Annotated in this window: 16 protein-coding genes, 1 tRNA gene and 1 pseudogene; 4 read left to right on the forward strand and 14 right to left on the reverse strand. The window is 64.7% G+C overall.

All coding sequences use genetic code 11. The annotated features are described in order from the left end of the window. From C7G61_RS30580 to C7G61_RS30590, 3 genes and pseudogenes are all read right to left on the reverse strand, one after another. On the reverse strand, nucleotides 1-266 hold a 266-nt coding region (locus C7G61_RS30580), incomplete at its 3' end, for a transposase (RefSeq protein ID WP_145963709.1). 63 nt (nucleotides 267-329) lie between these two features. Further along, nucleotides 330-884, reverse strand: a pseudogene (locus C7G61_RS30585) (fumarylacetoacetate hydrolase family protein); the annotation flags it as partial. A 153-nt stretch (nucleotides 885-1,037) separates the two neighbouring features. After that, nucleotides 1,038-1,883, reverse strand: a complete 846-nt coding sequence (locus tag C7G61_RS30590) for an MBL fold metallo-hydrolase (protein ID WP_190242031.1) — start codon at nucleotides 1,881-1,883, stop codon at nucleotides 1,038-1,040. Nucleotides 1,884-2,001: 118 nt separating this feature from the next. On the opposite strand from C7G61_RS30590, the gene C7G61_RS30595 reads away from it, so the two are divergent. Next, complete coding sequence (locus tag C7G61_RS30595) at nucleotides 2,002-2,415, forward strand: DUF3775 domain-containing protein (RefSeq protein WP_108520860.1); 414 nt, start codon at nucleotides 2,002-2,004, stop codon at nucleotides 2,413-2,415. Between the two features lie 6 nt (nucleotides 2,416-2,421). Here the strand turns inward: C7G61_RS30595 and C7G61_RS30600 are convergent, their stop codons facing one another. The 3 genes from C7G61_RS30600 to C7G61_RS30610 form a co-directional block, all read right to left on the reverse strand. Continuing rightward, nucleotides 2,422-3,411: an NADPH:quinone reductase gene (locus C7G61_RS30600; protein ID WP_108520863.1), complete on the reverse strand. Its 990-nt coding sequence runs from the start codon at nucleotides 3,409-3,411 to the stop codon at nucleotides 2,422-2,424. Next, nucleotides 3,408-4,190, reverse strand: a complete 783-nt coding sequence (locus C7G61_RS30605) for an SDR family oxidoreductase (RefSeq protein ID WP_108520865.1) — start codon at nucleotides 4,188-4,190, stop codon at nucleotides 3,408-3,410. The genes C7G61_RS30600 and C7G61_RS30605 overlap by 4 nt, the downstream gene beginning before the upstream one ends. 276 nt (nucleotides 4,191-4,466) lie before the next feature. Further along, nucleotides 4,467-6,074: a GMC family oxidoreductase gene (locus tag C7G61_RS30610; protein ID WP_190242032.1), complete on the reverse strand. Its 1,608-nt coding sequence runs from the start codon at nucleotides 6,072-6,074 to the stop codon at nucleotides 4,467-4,469. A 325-nt stretch (nucleotides 6,075-6,399) separates the two neighbouring features. Between C7G61_RS30610 and C7G61_RS30615 the strand changes: the two genes are divergently transcribed. Next, nucleotides 6,400-6,476, forward strand: a tRNA-Met gene (locus C7G61_RS30615). 141 nt (nucleotides 6,477-6,617) lie between these two features. On the opposite strand, the gene C7G61_RS30620 is transcribed toward C7G61_RS30615, so the two are convergent. From C7G61_RS30620 to C7G61_RS30630, 3 genes are all read right to left on the reverse strand, one after another. Beyond that, nucleotides 6,618-10,511, reverse strand: coding sequence for an autotransporter outer membrane beta-barrel domain-containing protein (locus tag C7G61_RS30620; RefSeq protein WP_108520869.1), 3,894 nt, complete (start codon nucleotides 10,509-10,511; stop codon nucleotides 6,618-6,620). Nucleotides 10,512-11,061: 550 nt separating this feature from the next. Next, nucleotides 11,062-11,955 carry a caspase family protein gene (locus C7G61_RS30625; RefSeq protein ID WP_108520872.1) on the reverse strand — a complete coding sequence of 298 codons (894 nt, stop codon included), beginning with the start codon at nucleotides 11,953-11,955 and terminating at the stop codon, nucleotides 11,062-11,064. Nucleotides 11,956-12,013: 58 nt separating this feature from the next. Next, on the reverse strand, nucleotides 12,014-17,692 hold the full coding sequence (locus C7G61_RS30630; protein WP_108520875.1) for a DUF7379 domain-containing protein: 5,679 nt from the start codon (nucleotides 17,690-17,692) through the stop codon (nucleotides 12,014-12,016). Nucleotides 17,693-18,010: 318 nt separating this feature from the next. Between C7G61_RS30630 and C7G61_RS44940 the strand changes: the two genes are divergently transcribed. Then, a complete protein-coding gene (locus tag C7G61_RS44940) occupies nucleotides 18,011-18,166 on the forward strand; it encodes a hypothetical protein (protein ID WP_190242033.1) in 156 nt (51 codons plus the stop codon). 18 nt (nucleotides 18,167-18,184) lie between these two features. Here C7G61_RS44940 and C7G61_RS47085 read toward each other — a convergent pair whose 3' ends face one another. Beyond that, nucleotides 18,185-18,313 carry a hypothetical protein gene (locus C7G61_RS47085; RefSeq protein ID WP_274542295.1) on the reverse strand — a complete coding sequence of 43 codons (129 nt, stop codon included), beginning with the start codon at nucleotides 18,311-18,313 and terminating at the stop codon, nucleotides 18,185-18,187. A gap of 471 nt (nucleotides 18,314-18,784) precedes the next feature. On the opposite strand from C7G61_RS47085, the gene C7G61_RS30635 reads away from it, so the two are divergent. Next, the gene (locus tag C7G61_RS30635; protein WP_190242034.1) at nucleotides 18,785-19,606 is read left to right on the forward strand and encodes a class I SAM-dependent methyltransferase; all 822 of its coding nucleotides are present in this window, start codon (nucleotides 18,785-18,787) and stop codon (nucleotides 19,604-19,606) included. A gap of 23 nt (nucleotides 19,607-19,629) precedes the next feature. Here C7G61_RS30635 and C7G61_RS30640 read toward each other — a convergent pair whose 3' ends face one another. The 4 genes from C7G61_RS30640 to C7G61_RS30655 are packed head-to-tail and all read right to left on the reverse strand — an operon-like array spanning nucleotide 19,630 to nucleotide 23,300. Beyond that, nucleotides 19,630-20,043, reverse strand: coding sequence for a hypothetical protein (locus C7G61_RS30640; RefSeq protein ID WP_244608539.1), 414 nt, complete (start codon nucleotides 20,041-20,043; stop codon nucleotides 19,630-19,632). Then, nucleotides 20,040-21,269, reverse strand: a complete 1,230-nt coding sequence (locus C7G61_RS30645) for a glycosyltransferase family 4 protein (protein ID WP_244608540.1) — start codon at nucleotides 21,267-21,269, stop codon at nucleotides 20,040-20,042. Before C7G61_RS30645 ends, C7G61_RS30640 begins: the two co-directional genes overlap by 4 nt. Further along, nucleotides 21,232-22,509: a glycosyltransferase gene (locus tag C7G61_RS30650; protein ID WP_108520879.1), complete on the reverse strand. Its 1,278-nt coding sequence runs from the start codon at nucleotides 22,507-22,509 to the stop codon at nucleotides 21,232-21,234. The genes C7G61_RS30645 and C7G61_RS30650 overlap by 38 nt, the downstream gene beginning before the upstream one ends. Then, nucleotides 22,506-23,300 (reverse strand): WecB/TagA/CpsF family glycosyltransferase, encoded by a 795-nt coding sequence (locus C7G61_RS30655; protein WP_108520881.1) that lies wholly within the window; start codon nucleotides 23,298-23,300, stop codon nucleotides 22,506-22,508. Before C7G61_RS30655 ends, C7G61_RS30650 begins: the two co-directional genes overlap by 4 nt. Between the last annotated feature and the right edge of the window lie 171 nt (nucleotides 23,301-23,471).

Consider the following 23,471-nt stretch of genomic DNA (forward strand, 5'->3'; position numbering starts at 1 on the left):
CGCTCCTCGCAGCCCCGTGCGATCTTGCGCGACGAGTAGATCCCCTGGCTGTACGCATAAAGCAGCAGCGCTACCATCATGCCAGGATGATAGGGCGGAAAGCCGCGCTCCTCGTCGTAGACATCCATGATCCGCGACAGGTCCAAGCCGGTGCGAACCGTGTCGCGCACAAAGTGGGCCGTGTGCCCGGAAGGCACCAAATCCTGGATCGATGGCGGCAGCAGCCAAACCTGATCAACGTCCCAAGGACGAAATGTCTTGCTCATCCACCGTTTGAATCACGACGCTTGTTCTTCGTCGAGAAAAATCCGATTACTCGGACAGGCTCCTAGCCACGGGCCAAGCGGGCCGAAGGTGTCGTGCGACTTGCCCTTGGTCCACTGGCCGCCGCGCTCCTGCTGGAAATTGCGCTCGGAGACGTCGTTGCAGACGCAATAGCCGGCGACATGATTGAGTGCGTCGGCTTCCGAGACATACTTGGCGCGGGTGCCGATGATGGCGGCGATCTCGACTTCCCAGTCAAGCTTGGTGGAGCCGCGCGGCTTTTCGACCGCGTCGTTCGGACCCGACAGCGAGGTGTTGGCTTTGATGAAGAAGATCGGCTCGGTCGGGATCGGCGAGCCCGTCTCCTTGGCATGGTCGCTGTAGTTCAGGCCGATCGCGACGAATTTCGAGATGCCGGTAACCGGCGCGCCGAAGCGCTGTTTGCCGTCGACGGCGGGAAGTTTGGAGGTATCCAGCGCCGCGAGTTTGGCGAGCCCGGCCGGCGCATAGGCCTCACCGTCGAGATCCCTGACCTGCGCCGAAAGATCGCGCAACTGGCCGGATTTATCGATCAGGCCGGGCTTTTCCGCGCCCTTGGCGCCGTAACGAACGAGCTTCATTTTGTCACTCCCTGCGGGGTTTATCAGGCTTATCGGTGGTATACCTCGACACGCTTCATGGAACAGCGGGGCAGGAAATTCAACTGCCGAAAGCGCAGGGTAGGGTGGGCAAAGGCGCCCTTGCGCCGTGCCCACCACCCAGCGTGTCGCGCGCTACAGCGCCACGAACCGGAAGGCGTCGCCGTCGCGCTTGATATGGCCGGCACTGAAGTGTCCGCCAATAACCAGCGCCGGCGTGTCGGCAAAGCGCGAGAACAGCTCGCGCCGAGTTTCGACCGACTGCCGGGGATTGGAATCGGCCGTGGACGACCAATCGAGATGGGCCATCTGGCAGGGATGGTGGGCGACGTCGCCCGTCAGCAGAGCTTCCTCACCGTCCGACCTGATGTGGACGCTCATATGGCCGGGGCTGTGGCCGGGTGTCGGGATCAGGGTGATTTCATCCGTCAGCCTGGCATCGCTGGCGACGAGATCGGCCTTGCCGGCCTCTGCGATCGGTTTCACGGAATCGGCGAACACGGCGGCCCTGTCCGACGCGTCGCTGTGGTCGCGCCAGTACTCGTATTCGGTCTTGCCGAACACGTATCGCGCGTTGACAAAAGTGGGCACCCATTTGCCGTCGACAAGTTTCGTATTCCATCCGACATGGTCGACATGCAGATGCGTGCACAGCACGGTGTCGATGCTGTCGGGCGGGAAGCCCGCCGCCGTCAGCCTGTCGAGGAACGGGTCCTGCCGGTTGTTCCAGGTCGGCACGTTGCGGCCCTGCTTGTCGTTGCCGAGCCCGGTGTCGACAATGATCCGGCGCGTGGGCGTCTCGACCAGGAACGAATGGATCGACATTTTCAGCCGGCCCTCCCCGGTCGCGAAAGGCGGTATGAGCCACGGCAGTTTCTGGATTTCCTCGTTGGTCGCGAGCGGCAGGATGAAACGGGTGCTGCCGACCGCCTCCATTTCGACGGCCCTGGTGATCCTGACCCTGCCCACGTTCCACTGCATCCGGCGCTTCCTCATCGTTTCTGATTGTTCGGGCAAGGATGCGGGTTTCCATGTTCCGGTGCAATGGATCGTCTGACGGCGTTCGGCGTTATCGCATAGCCCGTATGAGGAACATGCGATGCCAGAACTCACGATTTCGCCTGAAAAAGTCGGCTTCCTGATCGAGAAAGCCCGCCAGTTCGACGTCAAGGAAGCGGCATCCGATCCGGACTCCGGATCCAATCCCGCCGACGACGAAATGATCGATGTGCTCGAGGACAACGGACGCGATCCGGTCGCGCGCGAGATCGCCGGTTTCATCGATGCGCTGAGCGAGGACGAACAGGTCGACCTCGTCGCGCTGATGCGGCTCGGCCGCGGCGACGGGACAATCGAGGAATGGAAAGATTTGCGGCGGCAGGCCGCGGAAGGACGAAGCGGTCCCACCGCGCGCTATCTGCTGGGCGAGCCGATGCTCGGCGACCTTCTCGCCGAAGGTCTCGATGAGTTCGGCCTGTCCTGGACGGAGGGACGGACCACGCCGATCCAGTAGCTGTAGCTACCTGGCGCAGTCCACGACCACCGTGCCGAGCTTGTCGCCTTTCTCCACCGCAAGATGTGCCTGCGCGGTGTCCGAGAGCGCAAACTGGGCTGCTACGTTGTGAATGCGCGGCCCCGCCCCCAGCCACTTTGAAATGTCCGCTTGCGCCGCCGCCAATAATGGCTGTGGCAGCGCGAACAGCACCAGCGCGCGCAGCGCGATGCATTTTTCCATCAACTCGCGCATCGGCACCACAGGCGTGCGGTTGCCGTTGCTGGCGTACACCGCGATCGTCGAATTGATGCCCATCAGTTTCAGCGTGGTATCGATATTGCCGCCGAAATCGACATCGACGACGCGGTCGACGCCGCGCTGCCCGGTGAAGGCCATCGCTTTGGCGACGACATCTTCGCTTCTGTAGTTCACGACGAGGTCGGCGCCGGCAAGTCGCGCCTGCTCGGCCTTGGCCGCCGAACTGACGGTCGCGATCACCTTGGCACCGCCCCATTTGGCGAGTTGCACGGCATAGTGACCTACGGCGCCCGCGCCGCCGGTGACGAGCACCGTCTGCCCCACGATCGGGCCGTCGCAGTAGAGGCAGGTCCACGCGGTCATGCCGGGGATACCGAGTGTGGCGCCTTCCGCGAACGACAAATTGTCGGGCAGCGGCGTCACCAGATGTTCGGCGAGTGAAATATACTCCGCCGCCGTGCCGAACGCGCGGCCGTTGCGCTGGCCGTTGAACAGCCAGACACGCTGACCGGCCTTGAGTCGCGTGACGCCGTCGCCGACCTGATCGATGATCCCAGCGCCGTCGCTGTTCGGAATGACGCGCGGATATTCCATCGGCCGGTAGCCGCCGCCGCGACGGCCGACATCGGCGGGATTAACGCCGGACGCCTCCAGCCGCACCCGGACTTCGCCCGGGCCGGCCACCGGCGTCGGCATCTCGCCATAGGTCAGCACGTCGGGCGCGGGGCCCGCTCGCTCGTACCAGACTGCCTTCATAGCGTGCCCGGAAACGCGCCGCCGTCGAGCAGGATGTTCTGGCCGGTGATGTAGCCGGCCTTGGCGCCGCACAGGAACGCGCAGGCATAGCCGAACTCATCGGGCTCGCCGAACCGTCCGGCCGGATTTTGCTTGGCGCGCTCGGCAAACACTTGATCCGGCGTGATGCCGCGCTTCTCGGCTTCCGCTTTCCCCACGCCGCGCAGGCGGTCGGTGTCGAACGGTCCCGGCAGCAGCGCGTTGATGGTGACGTTGCTGATCACGGTCTTGCGCGACAGCCCGGCGACAAAGCCGGTGAGGCCGGCGCGCGCGCCGTTGGAAAGGCCGAGGATATCGATCGGCGCCTTCACCGCAGCCGAGGTGATGTTGACGATGCGGCCGAACTTCCGCGCCATCATGCCGTCCACCGTCGCCTTGATCAGTTCGATCGGCGTCAGCATGTTGGCGTCGATCGCCTTGATCCAGTCGTCGCGGGTCCAGTTGCGGAAATCGCCGGGCGGCGGGCCGCCGGCATTGTTGATCAGGATATCCGGCTCGGGGCAGGCTTTCAGCGCCGCCTCGCGCCCGGCTGGCGTCGTGATGTCGCCGGCGACTTCCGTGACGGTGACGCCGGGATTGGCTTTGCGGATTTCATCGGCGGTCTTTTTCAGCGCCTCCGCGCCACGCGCCGTCAGCGTGACATGCACGCCTTCATTGGCGAGCGCCATGGCGCAGGCGCGGCCCAGGCCCTTGCTCGATGCGCATACGATGGCACTGCGGCCTTTGATCCCAAGATCCACTGTTTCTCTCCCGTTATGTCAGGTGATGTTGTTGTAGTCCGATGCGGCCACTCTAGCCAAGTTGCGTGCCGCTGATAAGCCGCCGATAACGCATGATACGATCCCAGAAACCGGACACGCACGGGGGCGCGAACGAGTTCAGCTCCCTCCACGTCATTGCTAGCGAAGCGAAGCAATCCATGCCGCGGCACAACGGATGGCTGGATAGCTTCCGCCTACGCTCTTTGAGCTTCGGCGGACAAGTCGTCGCTACTCCTCGCAATGACGGGAGCCCGATCAATTCGCCCGCATCTCCGCCTTGATCATGTCGGCGGCCTTCTCTCCGATCATGATGGTCGGCGCATTGGTGTTGCCGCCGATCAGCGTCGGCATGACCGAGGCATCGACCACCCGCAATCCCTCGACGCCGTACACTTTCAGCTTCGGATCAACCACGGCCATCGGATCGTTGACGCCCATCTTGGCTGACCCGACCGGGTGATAGACGGTGTCGACGCGCTCGCGCAAGAGGTTGCGGATGTCGTCATCGCTATGCACGCCTGCCGTGAACATCTCCTTCTTCTGCAACGCGCGCAGTGCCGGCGTCTCCATCAGCCGCTGCGTGGTCTTGAAGCCCGCAACCATGGTTTCCAGATCATCCGCCTCGCCGAAGAAGTTCGGATCGATCGCGGGCGCTGCGAACGGATCGGCACTGCTGAGCGAAACGCTGCCGCGGCTCTTTGGCCGCAGCAGGCAGACGTGGCAGGTAAAGCCGGTGCCGCGATGGCGCTTGCGGCCATGATCGTCGGCCAGCGCCATGCCGAAATGAAGCTGGATGTCGGGGATGTCGAGATCAGGCCGGGTTTTCAGGAAGCCGCCGCATTCGGCGAAGTTCGACGTCATCGGCCCCCTTCGTTCGCGCCGGTACTGGCCGATGGCCCGCAGCAGCCGCGGCAGGGCCTTGAGCGAGATGCCGTTAAAGTTGGGATTGTCGGACATGTAGCCGAACACGAAATCCGGATGATCCTGCAGGTTCTGTCCGACGCCGGGCAAATGACGCACGGTGGCGATGCCGTGCTTGCCAAGCGCCGCGCCGTCGCCGATGCCCGAGAGCATCAGCAGCTGCGGGGTCTGGAATGCGCCGGAGGACACGATCACCTCGCGCCGGGCGCGGATCTGCTTCAACTCCTTGCCCTGGCGATATTCGACGCCGACCGCGCGCTTGCCTTCGAACAGGATGCGGGTGGCATGGGCATGCGTCTCGACGCGCAGATTGGTGCGGTTTCCCATATGCGGGTGGATATAGGCGCGCGCGGCGCTGCAACGTTCGCCGTTCTTCTGCGTCAGTTGATAGATGCCGAGGCCCTCGTGCTCGGCGGCGTTGAAATCCTCGCGCAGCCGGAACTGCGCTTCCTGCGCGGCCTGCAGGAAGATCTGCTGCACCGGATTGCCGGTGCGCGACTTGTTGACGGCGAGCGGCCCGCCCTTGCCGTGATATTCGCCGTCGAAATCGGCGTTGTTTTCCGCGCGCTTGAAGTAAGGCAGCACGTCGGCGAACGACCAGTCGGCATTGCCGAGGGAAGCCCATTGATCGTAGTCGGCGCGGTGGCCGCGGATATAGACCATCGCGTTGATCGCGGAAGAGCCGCCGAGCCCCTTGCCGCGCGGCTGATAGCCGATGCGGCCGTTGAGGCCCTTCTGCGGCACGGTGTTGAAGGCCCAGTTGTTGACGTTGCCTGCGACCATCAGCACGAGTGCGAACGGTGTCGTCACCACCCAATTTTCGTTCTTGCCGCCGGCGTCCAGCACCGCCACCGAAATGTTCGGGTCCTCCGACAGCCGCCCGGCCACCGTGCAGCCGCCCGAGCCGCCGCCCACCACCACGAAGTCGAACGTATCCGTCACGCGCATCCCCCCGGATTTTTTGTTCTGGCGACCTGTCTGGCCACACTTTGGGAGCTAAAACTCGGCTTTTGCGGCGTTTATGGCAAGAGCGGTTCCAGGAGGCGGTTTTACCCCCTCAAACCCTCGTTTTTGCTGTCATAAAATCCTCAAAAGCGGAGCCTTTCCCCTTTCCAAAGCAGGGCGACGTTGATACATACCCCTCGCGCCCGACGGCTTCGGCCCGGGTCGCCTTCTCAGGAAGTCTCCGAACGGGATCGATCGGCGTCATCTGACGTTCGCCGTGATCGTTTCGGCACCGGCTTTCTAAGGCAACGCAACGGTTTAACGCGGGGTGGAGCAGCCCGGTAGCTCGTCAGGCTCATAACCTGAAGGTCATAGGTTCAAATCCTATCCCCGCAACCAAGATCGATACCAAAAGCCCGGCAATCTGAATGGATTGCCGGGTTTTTGTTTTTAGGACCGAACCGTCGCTCCCGACAAAATCAATGACCTGGTTTGCGTAGGCCACTGCGAGTCGATTGCGCCCGCGACCAGCGTGGTCGCTTACCAGACGATGCGGAAGCCGCCTGTGCCCTTGTAGCTGTGATTATCGGAGCTGCCAGCGAGGCTCGCATTGTAGGAGACTTCGCCGAAGATGGCATAGCGGCCATTGGCCCAGCTGTAGGTGCCGCCGCCGCCGATGCTGCCCCACAGCCGGTCTTGCGCGCTGGCGAAGCTGGTGCCGGCCACATCGATGCTCGTGCCGTTGAGGAACTCGTACTGGACATTGGCGATGCCGTAGATGTCGGAGCGCACGATGCCCGAGCCGTCATTCCAGGTCTTCTGATGGCTGAGCGCAAGTCCGGTGCGGCCGACCAGGCTGTCGTTATCGCGCAGCGACACCCGCGCGCCGAACCGATCGGCGAAGCTGGCGAAATCGACCTTCGAATAAGCGAGCTGCGCCTGCGGCGTCAGTGACCAGCCGTTGCTGACTGCGATCCGCCTGCCGGTTTCGACGCTGAAGGCATAGCCCAGCCCATCATTGCCGTGCGTCAGGCTGCCAACCAGCATTGAAGAAAGATCGCTGTGGTAGAACATCGACTGCGCCTGGCCGTCGACATAGAAACCGTTGTCGCCATACCAGGTCAGGGTGCTGCCGACGCCAGCGCCTTCGACGCGGATCCGGCCGTTGCCGAAGAACGAGGTGACATTGGCCGTGGTCAGACCATATTGCGCCGTGAGGCCGACGATCAGCCTGCCCCGCTCATTCTCCAGCGCAAGACCGTCGAGGCCCGCCTGCAGCCTCATCTGATCGGCGGTGTAGGTCGAGCCGGTGGTGTTGGAGGGCTGCAGGTCGGCACGCCCACCTTCGATGCGGCCCCAGAATGCCGATGGCGTCGGCGAACCGTCACCCGGCACCGGCGCGATACCTGCGCGCGCCATGGCATCGCTGCCGCCCCAATAGCGGTTGCCGACACGCTGCTGCAATGTTGGCAGTTCGTTCAGGCCGAGCAAGACCTGGGTATAGTTTTCGTAAAGCGGCACACCGGGCTGAAAGAGCGGGCCGGGAGGTGCTGCGGGCGGCGGATTGATGAGGCTGGAGCGCAGGTACCAGTCGCCGTCCGCAGGAGTGCTGATACCATTCTTCTGCAGCGTATAGGCGTAGGCGCCGCCGACCACCGCCTGCTGGCCCTGAATGACGTAGTCCCCCTGCAGCGTGAATGTGCCATTCGAGGCGCCGCCGACATCGACGACCTTGATGCCTTCGACGGTCGGCGCTCCAGTGCCGCCGACATTGGTGACCCGCACGTTGGTGGTGCCGGACGTATTACCAGTCACGACCAGCCGATCGGTTGGCGATGCATCGCCGCCGAGAACGCTCGCAATCTCCAGCAAGCCGCCGTTGCCGACGTAGTTGCCGGCGACGGTGAGCGTCCCGATGGAATTGCCAGGAGCGACCGTGCCCCCGGCAAAGTTGGTCGTATCGCACACCGTGCCGTTGCCGTGCAGCCGGCCCCCCGCCAGCACGTTCATGTCGCCGCACAGGCTGCCGTTGACGGCCAAGATGCCGGCCTCGACCGAGGTCGTGCCCATGAAGGCAGAGCTGTCGCCGGTGAGCACGGTGGTGCCCGGGCCGATCTGGCGGATGGCGCCTGAGCCGGAGATGACGCCGCCGAAGTCCAGCGTGTTGGCGCGGTTGAACGCCAGCGTGCCGTCGTTCGTGATGTTGCCGAGGATCGAGCCGGTGGTCCCCCCGTTGCCGAGCTGCAGGGTGCCAGCCGAGATCGTCGTGCCGCCACCGTACGCATTGTTGCCGGTGAACATCGTCGTGCCGGTGCCGATCTGGCTCACCGCGCCGGTGCCGGAGATCGTGCCGCCGAAGGTGACCGCATCCGAGCGATTGAACGCCAGCACCCCGTTGTTGGTGATGTCGCCGAGGATCGAGCCGGTGGTGCCGCCGTTGCCGAGCTGCAGCGTCCCGGCGCTGATCGTCGTGCCGCCGCCGTACGTATTGTCGCCGGTGAGCACTGTCGTGCCGGGGCCGGTCTGGTTCACCGCGCCGGTACCGGAGATCGTGCCGCCGAAGGTGACCGCGTCCGAGCGGTTGAACGCCAGCGTGCCGTTGTCGACCACGTTGCCGACGATGCTGCCGGTCGTGCCGCCATTGCCCAGCTGCAGCGTGCCCGCTGTGATGGTCGTGCCGCCCGTGTAGGTGTTCGTATTGGTGAGAGCCCAGGTGCCCGCGGTATTGACCGCGAGCGCGCCGGCGCCGGAGACGACGCCGGACATGGTGTTGGCCGCGCCGTTGAAACTGCCGCCCAGTGTCGCGGTGCTCGAGATCGTCATGGCGCCGCTGAGCGCCAACGCCCCTGTGCCGTCGTTGCTGATCGTGCCGCCGCCGACGAAGCCGAATAGCCAGCCGCGGTTGCTGCTGGCGCCCGTGCCGGTATAGCTCAGTCTGCCGTTGCTGCTGATGGTGGTGACGCCCGAGGCGCCTGAGGCGGTGCCGAGGGAGCTGATGGTCCCCAAATCCGCAAGCACCGGTGCCTGCACTGTCACGGCGGCGATCGTGCTGTTGCCGGTATAGGTGTTGGCGCCACCGAGGGTGATGGTCCGCGTGCCGAGGCCGCTGTACACAGCTTGCCTCGTGCCGCTGCTGCTGATCACGCCGAGCAAGGACAGGTTGGCGCCCGTAGCGTTGAAGGTGGCGCTGAACGCGTTGCTGTTTATCAGGATATCGCCGGTCAGCGTCAGCGCGCCGCTGCCCAAATTGCGCAGGGTAACGGTCCCCCCCGAGGGGGCGCCCCGGAGGTCCCAGTTGCGGTTGGAGCTGCGGGCGACGCTGCCAGTGTAGCTCAGGGTCGGGTTGCCTTGGCCGTTGGCCACCACGATAGTGCCGTTGGCCGCCGTGGTCGGCGCGCCCAGCGCGCTGGCCACGCCCAGGTCGGCGATCGAGTTGAACGAATAAGTGGCGTTCGCCAGGTTGCCCGTGAACTGGGTTTGGCCGGTGTAGTCGCTGGCGTTATTGCTCAAGGCAACCCCCGGCTGCACCAGGAGTCCCCCGGCACCGGTGAAGCGGGCAGAGCCTACGCCTGTGCCGCTCAGCGTAACAGTACCGCCACTGAGCGTGACCACGCGGCTGGAGGCCAGCGCGCCGGTGCTCGTCAGTTGGGTGCCGTTGGCCATCGTGATGCCGTTGGTAGCGGCGCCGAGCGCGGCGTTGCTGTTGACGTTGAGGACACCGGCGTTGACGTTGATGCCGCCGCTGAACGTGTTGGCGCCGGTCAGCGTCAAGGTGCCCGTGCCGGCCTTGGTCAGGCCCGCCGTGCCGGTCAGGATGGACGAGATCGTGGCGGACGTGGCGCCGCTGTCGATAGTGGCCGCCGCAGCGCCGAAATTGATCGTGCCGCCGGTCAGGCTTGCCGTGCCTTCCTGGAAGATCAGGCTGTTGATGTTCTGCGTTCCGTTCACCGTCACCGCATAGGCGCCCGTGGCGTCCGTTCCGGCCGAGAAGAACAGCCGGTCCGCTGTGGTGGTGGTGACGGCGCCCGTGGCTATGGTACCGGCGGAGCTGGTGGACAGCGTCGTGCCGCCGGCGCTCCAGGTTCCGCTGGGCGCCGGCCCGCCGGCGCCCGCCGTGGCACCGTTGATGTCCCAGAAGTAATCGATCGCGCGCACCGGTGTGGCGGCGAGGCTAAGCAGCGCCACCAATATTCCGCCGCGCGCCGACAAGGTAAGCGCAATGCGCGCTGGGCGCGGCGCGGCGAACCGGCTGCGACGTGCCAGCGCGACACCGCCAATGCCGAGCGCACCGAGGCCGAGCCGATCACGCCGCAGGCCGAGGGCCTGGTGCGCCCGCCGCAACACCATCATGAGTCGGCGTCGCAGCGATCGGCCGCTTTCCTCCGCACTCGCGAGCCAGTTCATCGCGAAGCGAGCGCAGCGACGAGTGATCATGAATTCCCCTCGTAGGGTCCTCAGTTCCTTCCCGCGTGCCTGTTCGTTCGACCGCCGCGTCGCTGAGCGCGACCGGTTCTTTCCTGCTGCGCCTTAGCGACGCGCGTGCGGCATTCCAATTCGCTCAGCCCCTTCGCCGAATATGGCCGCGAAGGCCAACGTCGGGGATGTGTCATGCGAATGATGCAACCAGCGTAGGTCGGTCAGTTGCAATCAGCAACAAATAAACCCTGAAGTCGTAATGGAACTCGTAGCGTGTGACCGCGGCGCAACGCTGATTCAATTCGAACCAAATCTACGCCTTCACGTTTGCGACTAACTGAGCACGCAAGCGCGAAATGGTCGTGCGATTAGCGTTGAACGAACGTGCAATGTCGGCTTGAGGCTCCCTGCACGAAGACGCTCGATCGGTTCCCGCGAACCATGAGCGCTCGCCAGCTTGGGAATCGATGAAAGGCTCGCCATTGTGCGAGATCAACGCGGAGAACGAGGGCAAAAAGCCCGCGCGAGGCTTACAGATGAAAAAGCCGCCCGTTTGAGGCGGCTCTTCTCACGGAGTGAACGGCCGCTCGGTCAGGAACTTCCCGACCGGACCGAGGGTGAAGAGATTGGGCACCTGGGTGCGGGGCATGCGTGCCTTGATGGCGGCGTGGAATTTGGCGTGGTTGCCCTTGAACGCGCCCTGATTCCATATCCGAAGCAGTTGCTCCGTGAACGCGCCGTTGTGGTCGCCGTCCAGGGACGTCTGGCTGTCCTGGCAGCCCGATATCAGGATCACGGAGGCCTTGCACTCGTTGGCGATGGCAGTCAGCCGCTTGCTGACGGCAACGCGCGCCAATGCGCTGTCGGGCGTCGGCACGGACGCCTTTCCCGCGGCCTCGGCCACGTCGCGCTGAAGCTTGTCGTAGAATGCCTGATGCTCGCGATAGGTCCGCATCGCGACGGATGGCGGCATCATCTTTGATCGCCCGGCCGGGCTGGCTTCCGGAAGCCTCGCGCGCGTCACCGTGCCGCTGTGGCAACTGTCGGAGAGGACCAGCACCCGCACGCCCGCGGCAATGCGGCTCAACTCCAAAAACACCTCGTCGTCGATGAGCTCGCCATCATAGAGGCACCAGGTTTCGTCCTTCTTGTCCTCTTCTTCGTCGCTCACGTCGTCGATCTGGCCGCCATGTCCGGAATAGGTCACGAACAGCAAATCGCCCGATTTCAGCTTCTTGGCTGCGGCTCTCACGGCTGCGAGCACGTTCGCCCGCGTCGCCTTGGTGGTGAGCAGCAGCGTCGATTTCATGCCGGCGTCGTGCGCGATAGCCGCCATGTCGTTGGCGTCGAACTCGCAGGCGAGGAGGTCGCCGCTCCAGCCCGCGTAGTGCTTCGGGTCAACGGAGTTCAATCCGATATGGATCGATACCGCCTTCGCCTTGTGCTCTGCCGTCTTCGCCATTTGGATCCTCCTTCCAGACATTATGAAGCCGCCGGGTCGACGATGCTGGACCGAGCGGTCACGGTTTGCGTTTTGGCGTGCTGCCTTGCTGCGTCCGCGCGCCGCCGGCCGGCCTCGCCTTGACCTTTATCTTGCTGGCCTTCTTCGCGGCCTTGGTGTTGCTCGCCGGCGCGGCTTTCGGAGTGCCTTTCGTCGCACCGCCTCCCGTGGATGCGGACGCTGCGGCGCGACCCGCCAGCGAGCCCAGTGCATCGAGAAGCTGCTTCGCGGCCGCAGCTTCGGATTGACTGGCACGCGCGCGGTATTTGGACAGCACGAAGGTCGCATTGTCGAACACGGAACCCCACAGCCGCGTGTTGTCGACCCGTGTATGGTGCTCACGGAACTTCTCGATCAGGGGACCCGCTTTTTCCGCGAGCGAGTTCGCCGCGATCGCCACATACATGTCGAGTTCAGTTTGCCCGACGACGGACCAGAAATTCGGCGCGACAGTGCCCATCGAGCTGCGCACCAAGGTGATGGTTTCGTTGTCCATCGCTTGCGTACCTGCATTGCTCGCGAGCTGCGCGGCAATGCGGTTCATCGCGGGGTAGAAGAGCGCTTGGGTGGAAGCGGAAGGCGATTTGCGGGCGATGGTCTCCGCGGCCTCGTAGTGCGTCAGCATCTGTCCGATGGCGGCCGCTTCAGCGGCCTCTGCCGCTGCCGTCGCGGTCTGGTCATCGGCCTTCGCCGCGGCGGCGGCCGCTGCCGCTTCGAGCAGGGCCAGTCGCTTGTAGCCGGAGCCATAGAGGCTTTCCCGCTCGACGGTCGGCGCGAACGCAATCAGCCTGTCGAGCAGCGTCATCGCGTCCTCGATCTCCTTGCGCGCCTGGTCGATCGTCTTGCCGTCGCGTTCGGCGCGCTCCCACGCAAGGCGGATCCTGGCATTCGCCAATTGTTCGATCGAGACGAAGGATGCCGTCCCGTCCTGCGCCTCGCGCGCGCGCTGATACCATTTGATCGCCTCGTCGAAGCGCTTGGCTCTCAGCCATGCGGTGCCGAACGCTTCGGCAACGTTGCCGCGTCCCTCCCAGTACTGTGCGAACTTCTGTTCCAGGTAGTGCAGGCGGACGGCCTGATCCTCGGGCTTCTTGCCCTGATATTCGGTTTCGACGGCGATCCGCTCGAGCGCGACGATTAAGGCCGGAGCCGACGCGATGCCGGAAAATTCCTGCCCCGCGGGTCGCGACGTGGGCTTCTGGGCATCGCCGGTCTGTGTCCGAAAGCGCCAGTCCGGATCGCCGTAGCACTGATAGGCCGCCCAGGTGTTGTTACGGCTGCTGCGCGCGCTCTCCCGTGCCGTTGCGACGGCGTCGATGAAGCGGTCCCCGCCGAGCAGGGCCTTGTAGAAGCTCGTGGCAAATATGCTCGCCGCTTCGTCGTCCACCGCCCAGCCGGCCGCGATCACGCAGCGCACGCCGCCCTCAATCAGCGCATGGGCCACGCCCGAGGCGAATTCCGCGCGATTGTAATTGACCGGCTCGAAGAGCGTTTTCGGGGCGTCGGCCGCCAGATGACAGCAATTGACGAACACCAACTCGGGGATGACGCGCAGCGCTTTGATCTCCTGCGGCCCGAAGAACGCGCCGTCGGACAGCACGACGCCGCGAGTGACGCCGTCGGTCGGCGGCTCGCCGTGGCCGGCAATATGGATGATGCGCCAGTCCCCGTCGATCAAGGCGTTGATCACGGTCCCCAGATCGGGTTCTTCGTCTCCGGGCTTGGGCCCGCTGATGACCCGATGGACGTGGCGAGGGTTGACCAATTCCGTCAGGCAGTCCGCGACCTTCGTCGCCTCCCGCCGCGCGCCCATCAGCAGCGGATAGACCAATCGGTCGCATGCGGGATCTCCGATCACGAGAATGTCGTCGTCGGCCGAAGCGTCGGTGACCGCGCGCGTGGGTGGCGACGGCGTCCGCAACTTGCGCAACAGCTTGGTGCGGATGGACCACGGCAGTCCGCTCGACTTTCCGTCCGATTTGGAGGGCTCGAGCGCCTCCCAGGGGATGGCGGCGGTGCTCGTGTCGAGCTCAAGCACCGTCTCCGTGCTGCTGCCCAGGAACGGCTCGAGATCGACCGGGACGAGCAGCCTGAAGAGCGTGCGTCCGATCTGCGCGTCGGTGTTGGCGTTGTTGGAGGCCGTCAGCACGAGGTTTCGAACGAGCCCCACCTGCATGGACTGCGGACGCACGTCGCTGCGTGCGCGCTTGGAATTCACCGTGTAGACGATCGATTCCGGCTCGTTCTCGGTTTTCTGGATGATGGCGCTGATGAAATCGTAGTCGGCGCCGCGGTATCCGGCATCCGTGGGCCGGCGCATTGCGCCGATGCCTTCGGCGATGGTCGGTTCGACGGAGAAGCGGGCGCTGTCCGCCGCCGCGAGCGCCCGGAGGGCGTTCCACGCTTCGTTGGCGCGGTCGAGAAACAGCTCGATGATCTTGAGCTGGCTCACGCGCGGCCAGCGCGGCGGCGCGGTGCCGTCCCGGGCGAGCTGTTCGTTGGCCTCGCGCACGCCCTGCGCGATGAGTTGTGCCGCCTGTCCCGCCGTGATGCCGCTGCCGCCGCTGCCAAGCAGTGTCGTCGCGAGCGTGAATTCGGGCGGCACGGGACGCCGCTCCGTCAGACGCTGCGCCCATCCGATGACCGCCTGCCGGACGGTATTCACGAGATGCGATCCGCGCAGCTCGCCCTCGGCGCCGAGACCGGCCACGATGACGGCCTCCGGCCGCGGCAATTGCCAGGGATTGTCGGCATTGGCCGTGACGTTGACGAAGACCTGGTGGCTGCCGGGCGCGTCCGGATAGAGGCCCCGCTGGAGTGACGCGATCATCGCGCCACCGATCGCGCGGTCCATCACCGCTTCCGTGCCGGTGAGGCGCAGCGCGCGGTAGTGGCCGATCAGCAATGGCTCGGAGACGTAGGTGAGATCGCCGTTCATGACGGTGATGTGCAGGCCCGCAGCCCGCGATTTTGCCTGCGGCGCGGACGCCGTGGCCGCGGGCGCCAGCACGTCGATTTCGCGCTGTGGCGGTGTTTCACCGCCCGGCAGTCGCGACGGACGGCTTCGCACCAGCGGTTTGGCAGTTGGTCCCGCCTGTCCCCGCGCGGTCTGGGCGGCGGTCAGCGTGGAGAGGCGATCCGTACGGCCCATCCTGAGCAAGTCGCGGTATCCGCCGAAGGCTTCCTTGTGCCGGGGCAGAGATCCATGATCGGCGTCCACGACCCAGGTGGTCACCCCCGGCAGCACGGCGCTGTCGAGCAGCACCCGGCCGTCGCCCTGGTCCGGCGCGTCCAGATACATCACGCCGTCGTCCGACTTCTGGTAGCCCGCTGGCGTGAACTCCGCCTTGCCGACGACGAGCAGGAGCTTGTGTGCGAACGAGGCGAGGTCGGTGTCGCGCTGCCGATCGAGCGCGCGCCGCAGTTCGACCGCTTCGTTGAGCACGTCCTGGGTGGGAATTCCCCACTCCAACTGCGCAAATTGCAGCGGCAGATTGTGCCAGGGGTTGTTCCTGCGCGCCGCCGCAAGATCGGCGGCTGCAAGATCTTTCCAGGTTGCGTCGGTGCCGAGACCGTTCAGCAGGCCGGCCTGGAGTTGCAGGATCCCGGGGAAGTTGGCGATGAGCTTGCGCGCCCCGTTGCCGCCGAACGGTGCGCCCACGCTGGTCAGGAGATTGCCGAACGTATCGTCGCCCGACAGGACCTGCATCGGCGCCCAGGAGCCGCCGTTCGGCGTCCCCAGCATCAACAGGCGCGCGCCGTCGGCCGCCATCATCCGGTCCCACGTGCTGCGGCTGACGATCTGCATCATCCGCGCAACCAGGCCGCCCATCGAATGCGCGATGATCCGCACCGGCTGTTTCGATGTTTTGCGCGCGTCGAGGGCGGCGGCGACTTCGTCGGCGAGACGTTTGGCCTCGGCGGCCATCGGGCGCCGCCAGTCGAAGGCGAACGGCTTCACGTCGTGGTCGTCGAAGAAGAACGTCGTGAGGTCGTCGTAGTAGATGCCAATCGGCCCATCCGGCAGGACATTGGTGCCCTTGGGATCGTAAGCGAGCTGCTTCAAGCCGTTGACGAGGCGCCATCCGAGCCAGATGCGATCGTTGTCGATCTTCAAATTGCTGCCGAGTATGCCGGGCAGGATGAAGAGCGCAGGCAACTCGGCGGCCGCGGCCGCACCGCGCGATTGCAATGCCGCCCGAACCCCCGTCGACGATTCCCCGCTCCACGAGAGCGGGCCGATGACGCGAAATTCGTCCGGCGGATCGGCGCTGAGCGCCAGCGCGTTCACGATCGCATTCGCAGTCCGCGGGTTGCTGAAATAGTTGAAGTGCGAGACCTTGCCGCCCTGGTCGAGGACGAACGTCGAGTCCTTCTCCCGCGGCGACCCGCCATACATCGATCGCGTTTGCACCACCAGATCGTTGTCGGTCCAGAAGAAGGCATCGGACAAGAGGGTCTTGACCCAGGTGCCGACCGAATCGCCCTCGAGATCGCCGGCCACGACGCGCAGATCACCTTTGATTGGCTTGTCGGTCGCATGCAGCCATTTGACGAGCGGCGAATCCGGGATCTGCGCGGCGAGACCCGGAACCATGTCTGGGTCCGCGCGTCGACGGGCGACTTCACCCAGAAATTTGACCAGCTCATCCGCGACGGGAATCTGAGCGAGCTCGAGCGCCCACTTCACCACCGACACATAAGCGTCGAGACGCTTGGAGGCGAGCAGGGTGCCTCGCGCCGGGCAGGCGACGCGGACGACCCGATCGATCGAAATGCGCTTCCGGGCGACGAGCTCGGCGAGCTTCTTCAGCTCCTGCGCGCTCGAACCGTCATTTGCGAACAGCTCGACGGACGCCACCGGTTCGCTGCACACCCGCGCCAGCACTTCTGCGACCAATCCGCCGCGCGAATGCGTGAGCAGATGAAGCCGCGCGCCTTCTGGCGCGGCTTCGGCCAGCGTGATGGCGTTGGCGATCGGGCTTGCGCCAAGCGTCGGGTGGTCGAGCGCATAGACCCTGTCCTGAAACCTCTTGAAGAGCAGATCGACGAGCTCCGGGTGCTCGTTCCACAGCTTTCCGAACGTGCCGGAGGTTTCGCTGAAGGTCCCGTGAATCAGCACCAGCGATGGTGTCTCGCCAGATGCGATCGTGGACGGCGTCCGGTCCTTGAGCGATCCGGGCGGCTGACGATCGAGCCGGTACATGCCCGCCTTGACCTTGGAGTCGAACGCCTGAACGACCTTCGAGGCCGCGAAATCCGCCGCCTTGTCCTCGGCAAAACCGGTGAGGACCTGAATCCCCCGAACCAGCACGTCGCTGAGGAAGCCGCGCGTGGCGCCAGGCACGGCTGCGCCTTCTTCGAGACGCCACTGCAAGCGGGCGGGAATACGTACCTCGCCCGGCGCGAGCGTCGTCCCGCCGCGCGAGAGAAGCGGGTCGTCCTGTTGGGATTGCAGCAGCTCCCGCGCGGTGTCGGGATGCAACCACAGCTCGGGTCCTCCGGCGACTTCGATCAGAACGACGTCTTCTCCGGGAATCGCGGTCGTTCGGACTTCCGATTCCCCGGCGGCGCGCTGGGCCGTGACGGTGATGGAGTCCTTCACGCGCCCGATGGGCAATGCTGCGCCGCCGGCGCCGCGCGTGGCGCCGCGGTCTGCGCGGACGCCAGGGACGACGAACGTGATCGGAGCGGCCATGTTACACCCCCGCTATTGCAATCCGCCGGGATCGACCGCCGCGGGCGATCAATCCGCGCTTGAACGCGCACGACAAGGCTCATCCGGTGTCACCCGGCTCAATGCCTTCGAGCTTGTCGACGGTCGTGAGCGAAACGCCTGAAATCGAAATTCTGAAACGCCTGTACGATACTCGCCTCAATAGAAATGGCAATAGGACACAACGTCGGGGTCATCGTCGCATCGCGCGCTCCCCGTACCGTTGAATTGACGGCCGGAAGCCGATACGTTCGCTCGGCCACAGATTGTACCATCTGTGCATGCACTGCGCGCCAACGCGTGGGGCTCCAGATCGATTCGGCGATCGCATCCGACATCGCGCATCTTGCGATCCACGTCGTCGGGCATGACACCGTCAGCGATCTCGGTCATGGTGCATCCATCACGCTCACCGGCGTTACGTCGCTGACGGCGGATAATCTGCTCTTCATCTGATGGCGTGGGTGCGCCGGCTCAGTCCTGCTCGGGACCGACGGTGACGACCATGACGCCGTCGATCTTGATCAGGAACGTCATGGTGGGCTGGCTGGATGCCGGAGCCCGTTCGACCGCATGCCGGAACGCTGCGATCTCCTCTGGCACTACTGCCCGGAGGGAAAGCGTTGAACTTGGGGCGCAGACCGGGACGCCGTCCGATGTGAACGTGGCCAGATCGGCCCGCTGGAAGGCGTTTCGAGAAATCCGAAAATTTTGTTCGAAACAATGGGGCGGGTTCGGGCGTTGGGTTCGCGCAAGCCCTCTTGGCAGCGTCGAGCGGGACCTTCCTGCGACATCCAGATTGCCACCATCCGTATTGTTCCCGTCCCGGCATTGTTGCGCTGTCGGTGCATTCGAAATAGCATCGATCGCGAACAGGCGTGGGCAGGGCAGTAGAAATGACATACGAGGCCTTCTTTGCAGTCTTCTGCCGTCGATCACTCGGTAGCGAATACGGAACCTGCGCACTGGAAAATGCGTCTTCGCTGCCCTCGCTGTTCGTCGGCGCTGCGGAACGCGTGGTCACAGCCGTCATGTTCCAACCGTGCCTGCGATTATAGCAGGGCAGGGTTTCCCATGATCGGCACCCAGCCGGTGCTGATCGATTTTGCAGCCAGCATTTTTGAGCGCCGAATGTACGACGCCGAGAACGGCTCGGCGCTGCAGCGGGATGTCAGCCGCCGTTCCATGGGGTCGCGGCTGCATCGCCTTACCTTCGGGGGCAATCCGGTCGCGGTCTCCAACAGCACGAAATTCATCGATCTGTTGAAGCGGGAGTCGAGGCGGCCGGTCGTGCTCGTGATCGGCGGCGGGACGATTGGTTTGGGCGCGGACGAACTCTACCGGGACGATTCCATCGAACTCGTCGGCACCGACGTCTACGCCTCGCCGCATACCGTGCTGGTGGCGGACGCTCACAAATTGCCGTTCGAGGACGGCTTGTTCGATGGCGTCTGGGTGCAGGCGGTGCTGGAACATGTGCTCGAACCCGCCACCGTCGTTGCCGAGCTGCATCGCGTGCTCCGGCTGGACGGCCTGGTCTATGCGGAGACACCGTTCATGCAGCAGGTGCATGAGCAGGCCTATGACTTTTCGCGTTTCACGCAGAGCGGTCACCGCTGGCTGTTCAGGCGATTTTCCGAAATCAGCGCCGGACCGGTCGGCGGCGCCGGCGTGGCGCTGGCATGGTCGATCCGTTATTTCTCGCGCGCGCTCGGCGCGGGTAACAAGCTGTCACGCCTGATCGTGCTGCCCTTCTTCTGGATCAGGTATCTCGATGCGTTCGGCCGCGGCCGGGCCGCAGCCGACGCTGCCAGCGGCTTCTTCTTTCTCGGGCGCAGGGCCGAGCAGGCGATGGATCCGCACGCCATGCCGGAATACTACAACCGGCAAAAGTGAGTTTCGACAGTCGGGCGCGGGCCTTACGAAAGACCCTTGATTTTCTTGCACGGCGTCGATGCGGTCGACGACATCCGCGCGACGTCGGTCACGGAACGGATGGCAAGCCTTTCCTTAGCCGTGATGAAGCGCAGCACGCCGCGCGGATGGGCGTCGCAGAACTGCGCAAGCGTGGCGGCCGTCGCCGCAACGCTGTCCTGCTTGGGGACCACGGCTATGCCGCCATCCCTCAGGATATACGCGTCCTTCACGTTGGGCATGGCTGATGTCGCGATGCAGGTCTTGAACAGGTCGTTATAGGCCTGCGGCGTCAGTGACAGGTCACCGCCGGGAGTGCCCAGGAGATACTCGCGGCTCTTGCGGCAGTTCTCGCTATCCGCCCGCGCCGTACCGGTCGCGAGCGCGAGCAGCATCGCGGTCGCGACCGACAGCTTCATGCCACTGTTCCGATGGCGCGGTCCGCGGTTGCCCGCTTGCCGGCATAGGCCAGGCCATAGGTTGTCGCCGCGCAGCGTTCCCATGAAAGGGCGCGGGCATGGGCGGAGGCGCCCGCCGCGAGAATGGCGCGCAGGCCCCGGTCGGCTGCCAGCTCCGCAATCGCCTGCGAGATGCTCTCCACCGATGGCGGCACGAGAATTCCGGTCTCGTCGGCGAGCACGGCATCGGGCACCCCGCCGACCTCGGTCGCGACGCTCGGCAGGCCGGCGGCTCCAGCCTCGAGATAGACCAGTCCAAATCCCTCCACCCGGCCGGTCGTGTCGGGCAGTCCTGTCAGGCAGAAGAAATCCGAAGCCGCGTAGAGATCGCGGATCGCTTCGTTCGGCTGCGGGCCAAGGAAACGAATGTCGCAGGCCGCCTGCCCGGCAGTCCGTCGCAGTTCATCGACATAATCGGCTTCGCCGTCCGGTCCGATCACGAGCCACGTGATGCGCTGGCGCAGATTGTCCGGAAGCTGCGACAATGCGGCGAGCGTCAGATGATGTCCCTTGCGGCGTGTGATCCGCGCCACTGTAATCATCACCAGCCGGTCCTCCGGCAGCCGATAGGCAAGGCGAATCTCGCGGCGTTTCCTTGGCGCGCCGAACCAGAATTCCGATACGCCGAGATTGATCGCGCTGATCCTGGCGGGATCGACGGTGAACCGCTCGCGGAACAGCGTCTCGGTGAAGCGGCTGTTGGCGACCACCTCCGTGCGCGGCCCGAACACGCCGGCGCTGCGAATGGCGATGCGCTTCAGCGGCGTCTGCGCTTCATTGATCTCGGTGCCATGCACCGTCATCAATACCCGCGCCGAGGTTCGCCATCGCGAAAGCGCGACCGGAATGAAGAACGGCCAATCGGCCGCGTGGACCACGTCGTATCGATCGCCGCGAACGCCGCGTCGCGCCAGCATGATCTTGCGCGGCAGGTCGCGCATGGAGTGGAGCCCGCCGCGAAACCGAGCGACTTCGAAGGGCAGGGCCCGGTCGTCGTCGCATGTCTGCCGCGCGTAGTCGGGCGCCACGACAGTGACCTTGGCGCCGAGCCGGCTGGCGGCCGCGGCGATTTCGCGGGCGTAGGTCCCGATGCCTCCCATCGCGGGAGCGAACTCGCTGGTCAACAGAAGGATGTTCAACCCGGCGCCCTCAATAGGTCGGCGCCGCGGCGGCAAGGCCGCGCGCATCCTGAATTTCCTGATGATAGCGGTACACCCGCGCGAGTTGGGTGCCAGGGGTGAACGCCCTGATGGAATCGGCGATGTGTACCGGATTCATCACGCCCGCCTCGATGCCAGTCCTGACATCGACAAACCGCTGTGCGAGCGCATTCACCATGTCGTCTCGACTGCCGTCCCGCGCCACCAGATAGCCGCTGACGCCAGGGCGGATCACGGATTCGAGCTGCGGCAGGTGCATGGCGACGACGGGCCGGCCGACCGCCAGGGTTTCCAGCACGCAACGCGGCATGCCTTCGAACTCGGACGTCAGGATGCCGGCATGGGCGCTCGCCAGCGTCTCCGCCATGCCCGCGGCATCCTTGAAGCCGTGGCGCACGGTGATGTCCTCGATGGCTGCGAATTCCTCGAACCGGTGCGGGTCGCTGGTGCCGATGTAGTGAAACCTGACATCGCCGTTCAATCGCTGCCGCAGGCGATCGATGGTGCGAAACATCAGCGGCGGATCCTTGAACTCATCGAGCCGGCCGGCGAACACGATCTGGAACGGTGAAGAGTCCAGCGGCCAAAGTTGCGGCTTGAAGATATCCGTATTGACCCATGTCCAGAGCGTGTCGATCTTGTCCTTGCGGCGCGGATAGGTCTGCTGCAGCCGCTCGGTGATGAACGGATTGACGCACAGGAACTTCTCGCTCATGGCGACGGCGAACCGCTCGCCGGTATTGTGGACAAAGGCGTATTTCCGCAGCAGCGAATCCATCTGCAATTTCGGCGCGCCTTCGCCGTGAAGCATCTGAACGAAGGGAAGCCGCAGGATCGCCGGCAGCCACGAAAATTCAACGCGCCGCAGATCGACCGAGCATCGCCTGGCGCGGATCAACCGTGCGATCGGGCCGAAGTGGCGGAGCAGCGCCATGAAGAACTGACCGGTCAGCGAGGTACGGATGCTGCGGGCCGCTTCGCGCGCCTGCTGGTCCGAATAATGCAGGATGGGCAGGAAGTCGAAGCCGCGGCCGCGGAAGGTCAGCCGGTGAAGCTTTCCCAGCTCCAGGTCGCCCGTCGAGTCGACGCCGATGAAGAGGATGTCGGTGTCAACGGGATGAAACGTGATGAAGTCGCGGATGTAGGTTTCGAGGCCGCCGACCTTTTGGCCGCGCGGGTCGAACGGATGGATCAGGCAGATCTGGTAACGCGGCTTGATCGGGTTGGCATTTCGCGCGCGTAGCGCCAGGGTCAATGTTGAAGTCATGCCGCTTTCCTCATGCGTGCCTGGACGATTTGCGGAATTGTTCGCGCAACGAGGCGCGGAACAACGCTCATGCATCTGACATAGCGGGGGCCGAGCCGCCGCGGCTCGCGCAGCATGCGCCACGCCCATTCAAGCCCCGTCCTGCGCGCGATGGATGGCGCGCGGCTCTGTGTGCCGGCGATGAAATCGAGCGCCGCGCCGATGCACAACACGCCGGTTCCGTTCAACTCGTCGAGGCATCGCGCGGCGAACAGCTCCTGCCGCGGCGCACCCAGCGCCACGAAGCAGAGCCTGGCGCCGGAGTCGCGAATACGTTCGATCGCCGCATCGGCCTCGCTGGAATAGGGATCGAACCCCGGTCCCGGCGCAAGGCAGCCTGCAATCTGCAATCCCCTGAATCGTTCCGTGAGACGTCGCGCCGTCGCGTTCAGCGTGAGATCGTTCGCGCCCAGCAGAAAGACCGGGAGGCCTTTCTTTCGCGCTTCCGCGCAGACCGGCTCGACGAGATCGGCGCCGGTCGTCCGCTCGATGCGCGTTCCCATGAGACGGCCCAGCACGACGATCGGGAACCCATCGGCTGTGACAAATCGGGCACGGCGATAGGCGGCGCGAAAGTTCGCGTGTTGCTGCAATTGAACAACGTGATCGAGATTGAGCGTACAAACGCTGAAGGTGTCGCCATGTTGCGCAGCCGACACGATCGACGAAACTGCCGCGGGGAGCGATGGAACATTGATGGTGACGCCATCGACGGTGAGACTCGGCTGCAACGATATTGGCGGTTCCGACATGTCGATCCCCTGATGATGATTTGATCGAGAGACGCATTCACGCTGAACTATCGACATGCCCGCTCGTGACGGGAACTGTGTGTCGAAAAATTTCTCAACCAGCATCGTCACGAAATCGAACTAATGCGACGCAACGATGGCGATGTCGCGATGCGAAGGGCGAGACATGGC

This window comes from Bradyrhizobium algeriense, from assembly GCF_003062295.1.
GTDB classification, from domain to species: Bacteria; Pseudomonadota; Alphaproteobacteria; order Rhizobiales; family Xanthobacteraceae; genus Bradyrhizobium; species Bradyrhizobium algeriense.

Coding starts and splice junctions, on each gene's coding strand:
- C7G61_RS30590 (WP_190242031.1), bottom strand. CDS start 1,883: ATGCAGTGGAACGTGGGCAGGGTCAGGATCACCAGGGCCGTCGAAATG.
- C7G61_RS30595 (WP_108520860.1), top strand. CDS start 2,002: ATGCCAGAACTCACGATTTCGCCTGAAAAAGTCGGCTTCCTGATCGAG.
- C7G61_RS30600 (WP_108520863.1), bottom strand. CDS start 3,411: ATGAAGGCAGTCTGGTACGAGCGAGCGGGCCCCGCGCCCGACGTGCTG.
- C7G61_RS30620 (WP_108520869.1), bottom strand. CDS start 10,511: ATGATCACTCGTCGCTGCGCTCGCTTCGCGATGAACTGGCTCGCGAGT.
- C7G61_RS30625 (WP_108520872.1), bottom strand. CDS start 11,955: ATGGCGAAGACGGCAGAGCACAAGGCGAAGGCGGTATCGATCCATATC.
- C7G61_RS30630 (WP_108520875.1), bottom strand. CDS start 17,692: ATGGCCGCTCCGATCACGTTCGTCGTCCCTGGCGTCCGCGCAGACCGC.
- C7G61_RS30635 (WP_190242034.1), top strand. CDS start 18,785: ATGATCGGCACCCAGCCGGTGCTGATCGATTTTGCAGCCAGCATTTTT.
- C7G61_RS30640 (WP_244608539.1), bottom strand. CDS start 20,043: ATGAAGCTGTCGGTCGCGACCGCGATGCTGCTCGCGCTCGCGACCGGT.
- C7G61_RS30645 (WP_244608540.1), bottom strand. CDS start 21,269: ATGCGCGCGGCCTTGCCGCCGCGGCGCCGACCTATTGAGGGCGCCGGG.
- C7G61_RS30650 (WP_108520879.1), bottom strand. CDS start 22,509: ATGACTTCAACATTGACCCTGGCGCTACGCGCGCGAAATGCCAACCCG.
- C7G61_RS30655 (WP_108520881.1), bottom strand. CDS start 23,300: ATGTCGGAACCGCCAATATCGTTGCAGCCGAGTCTCACCGTCGATGGC.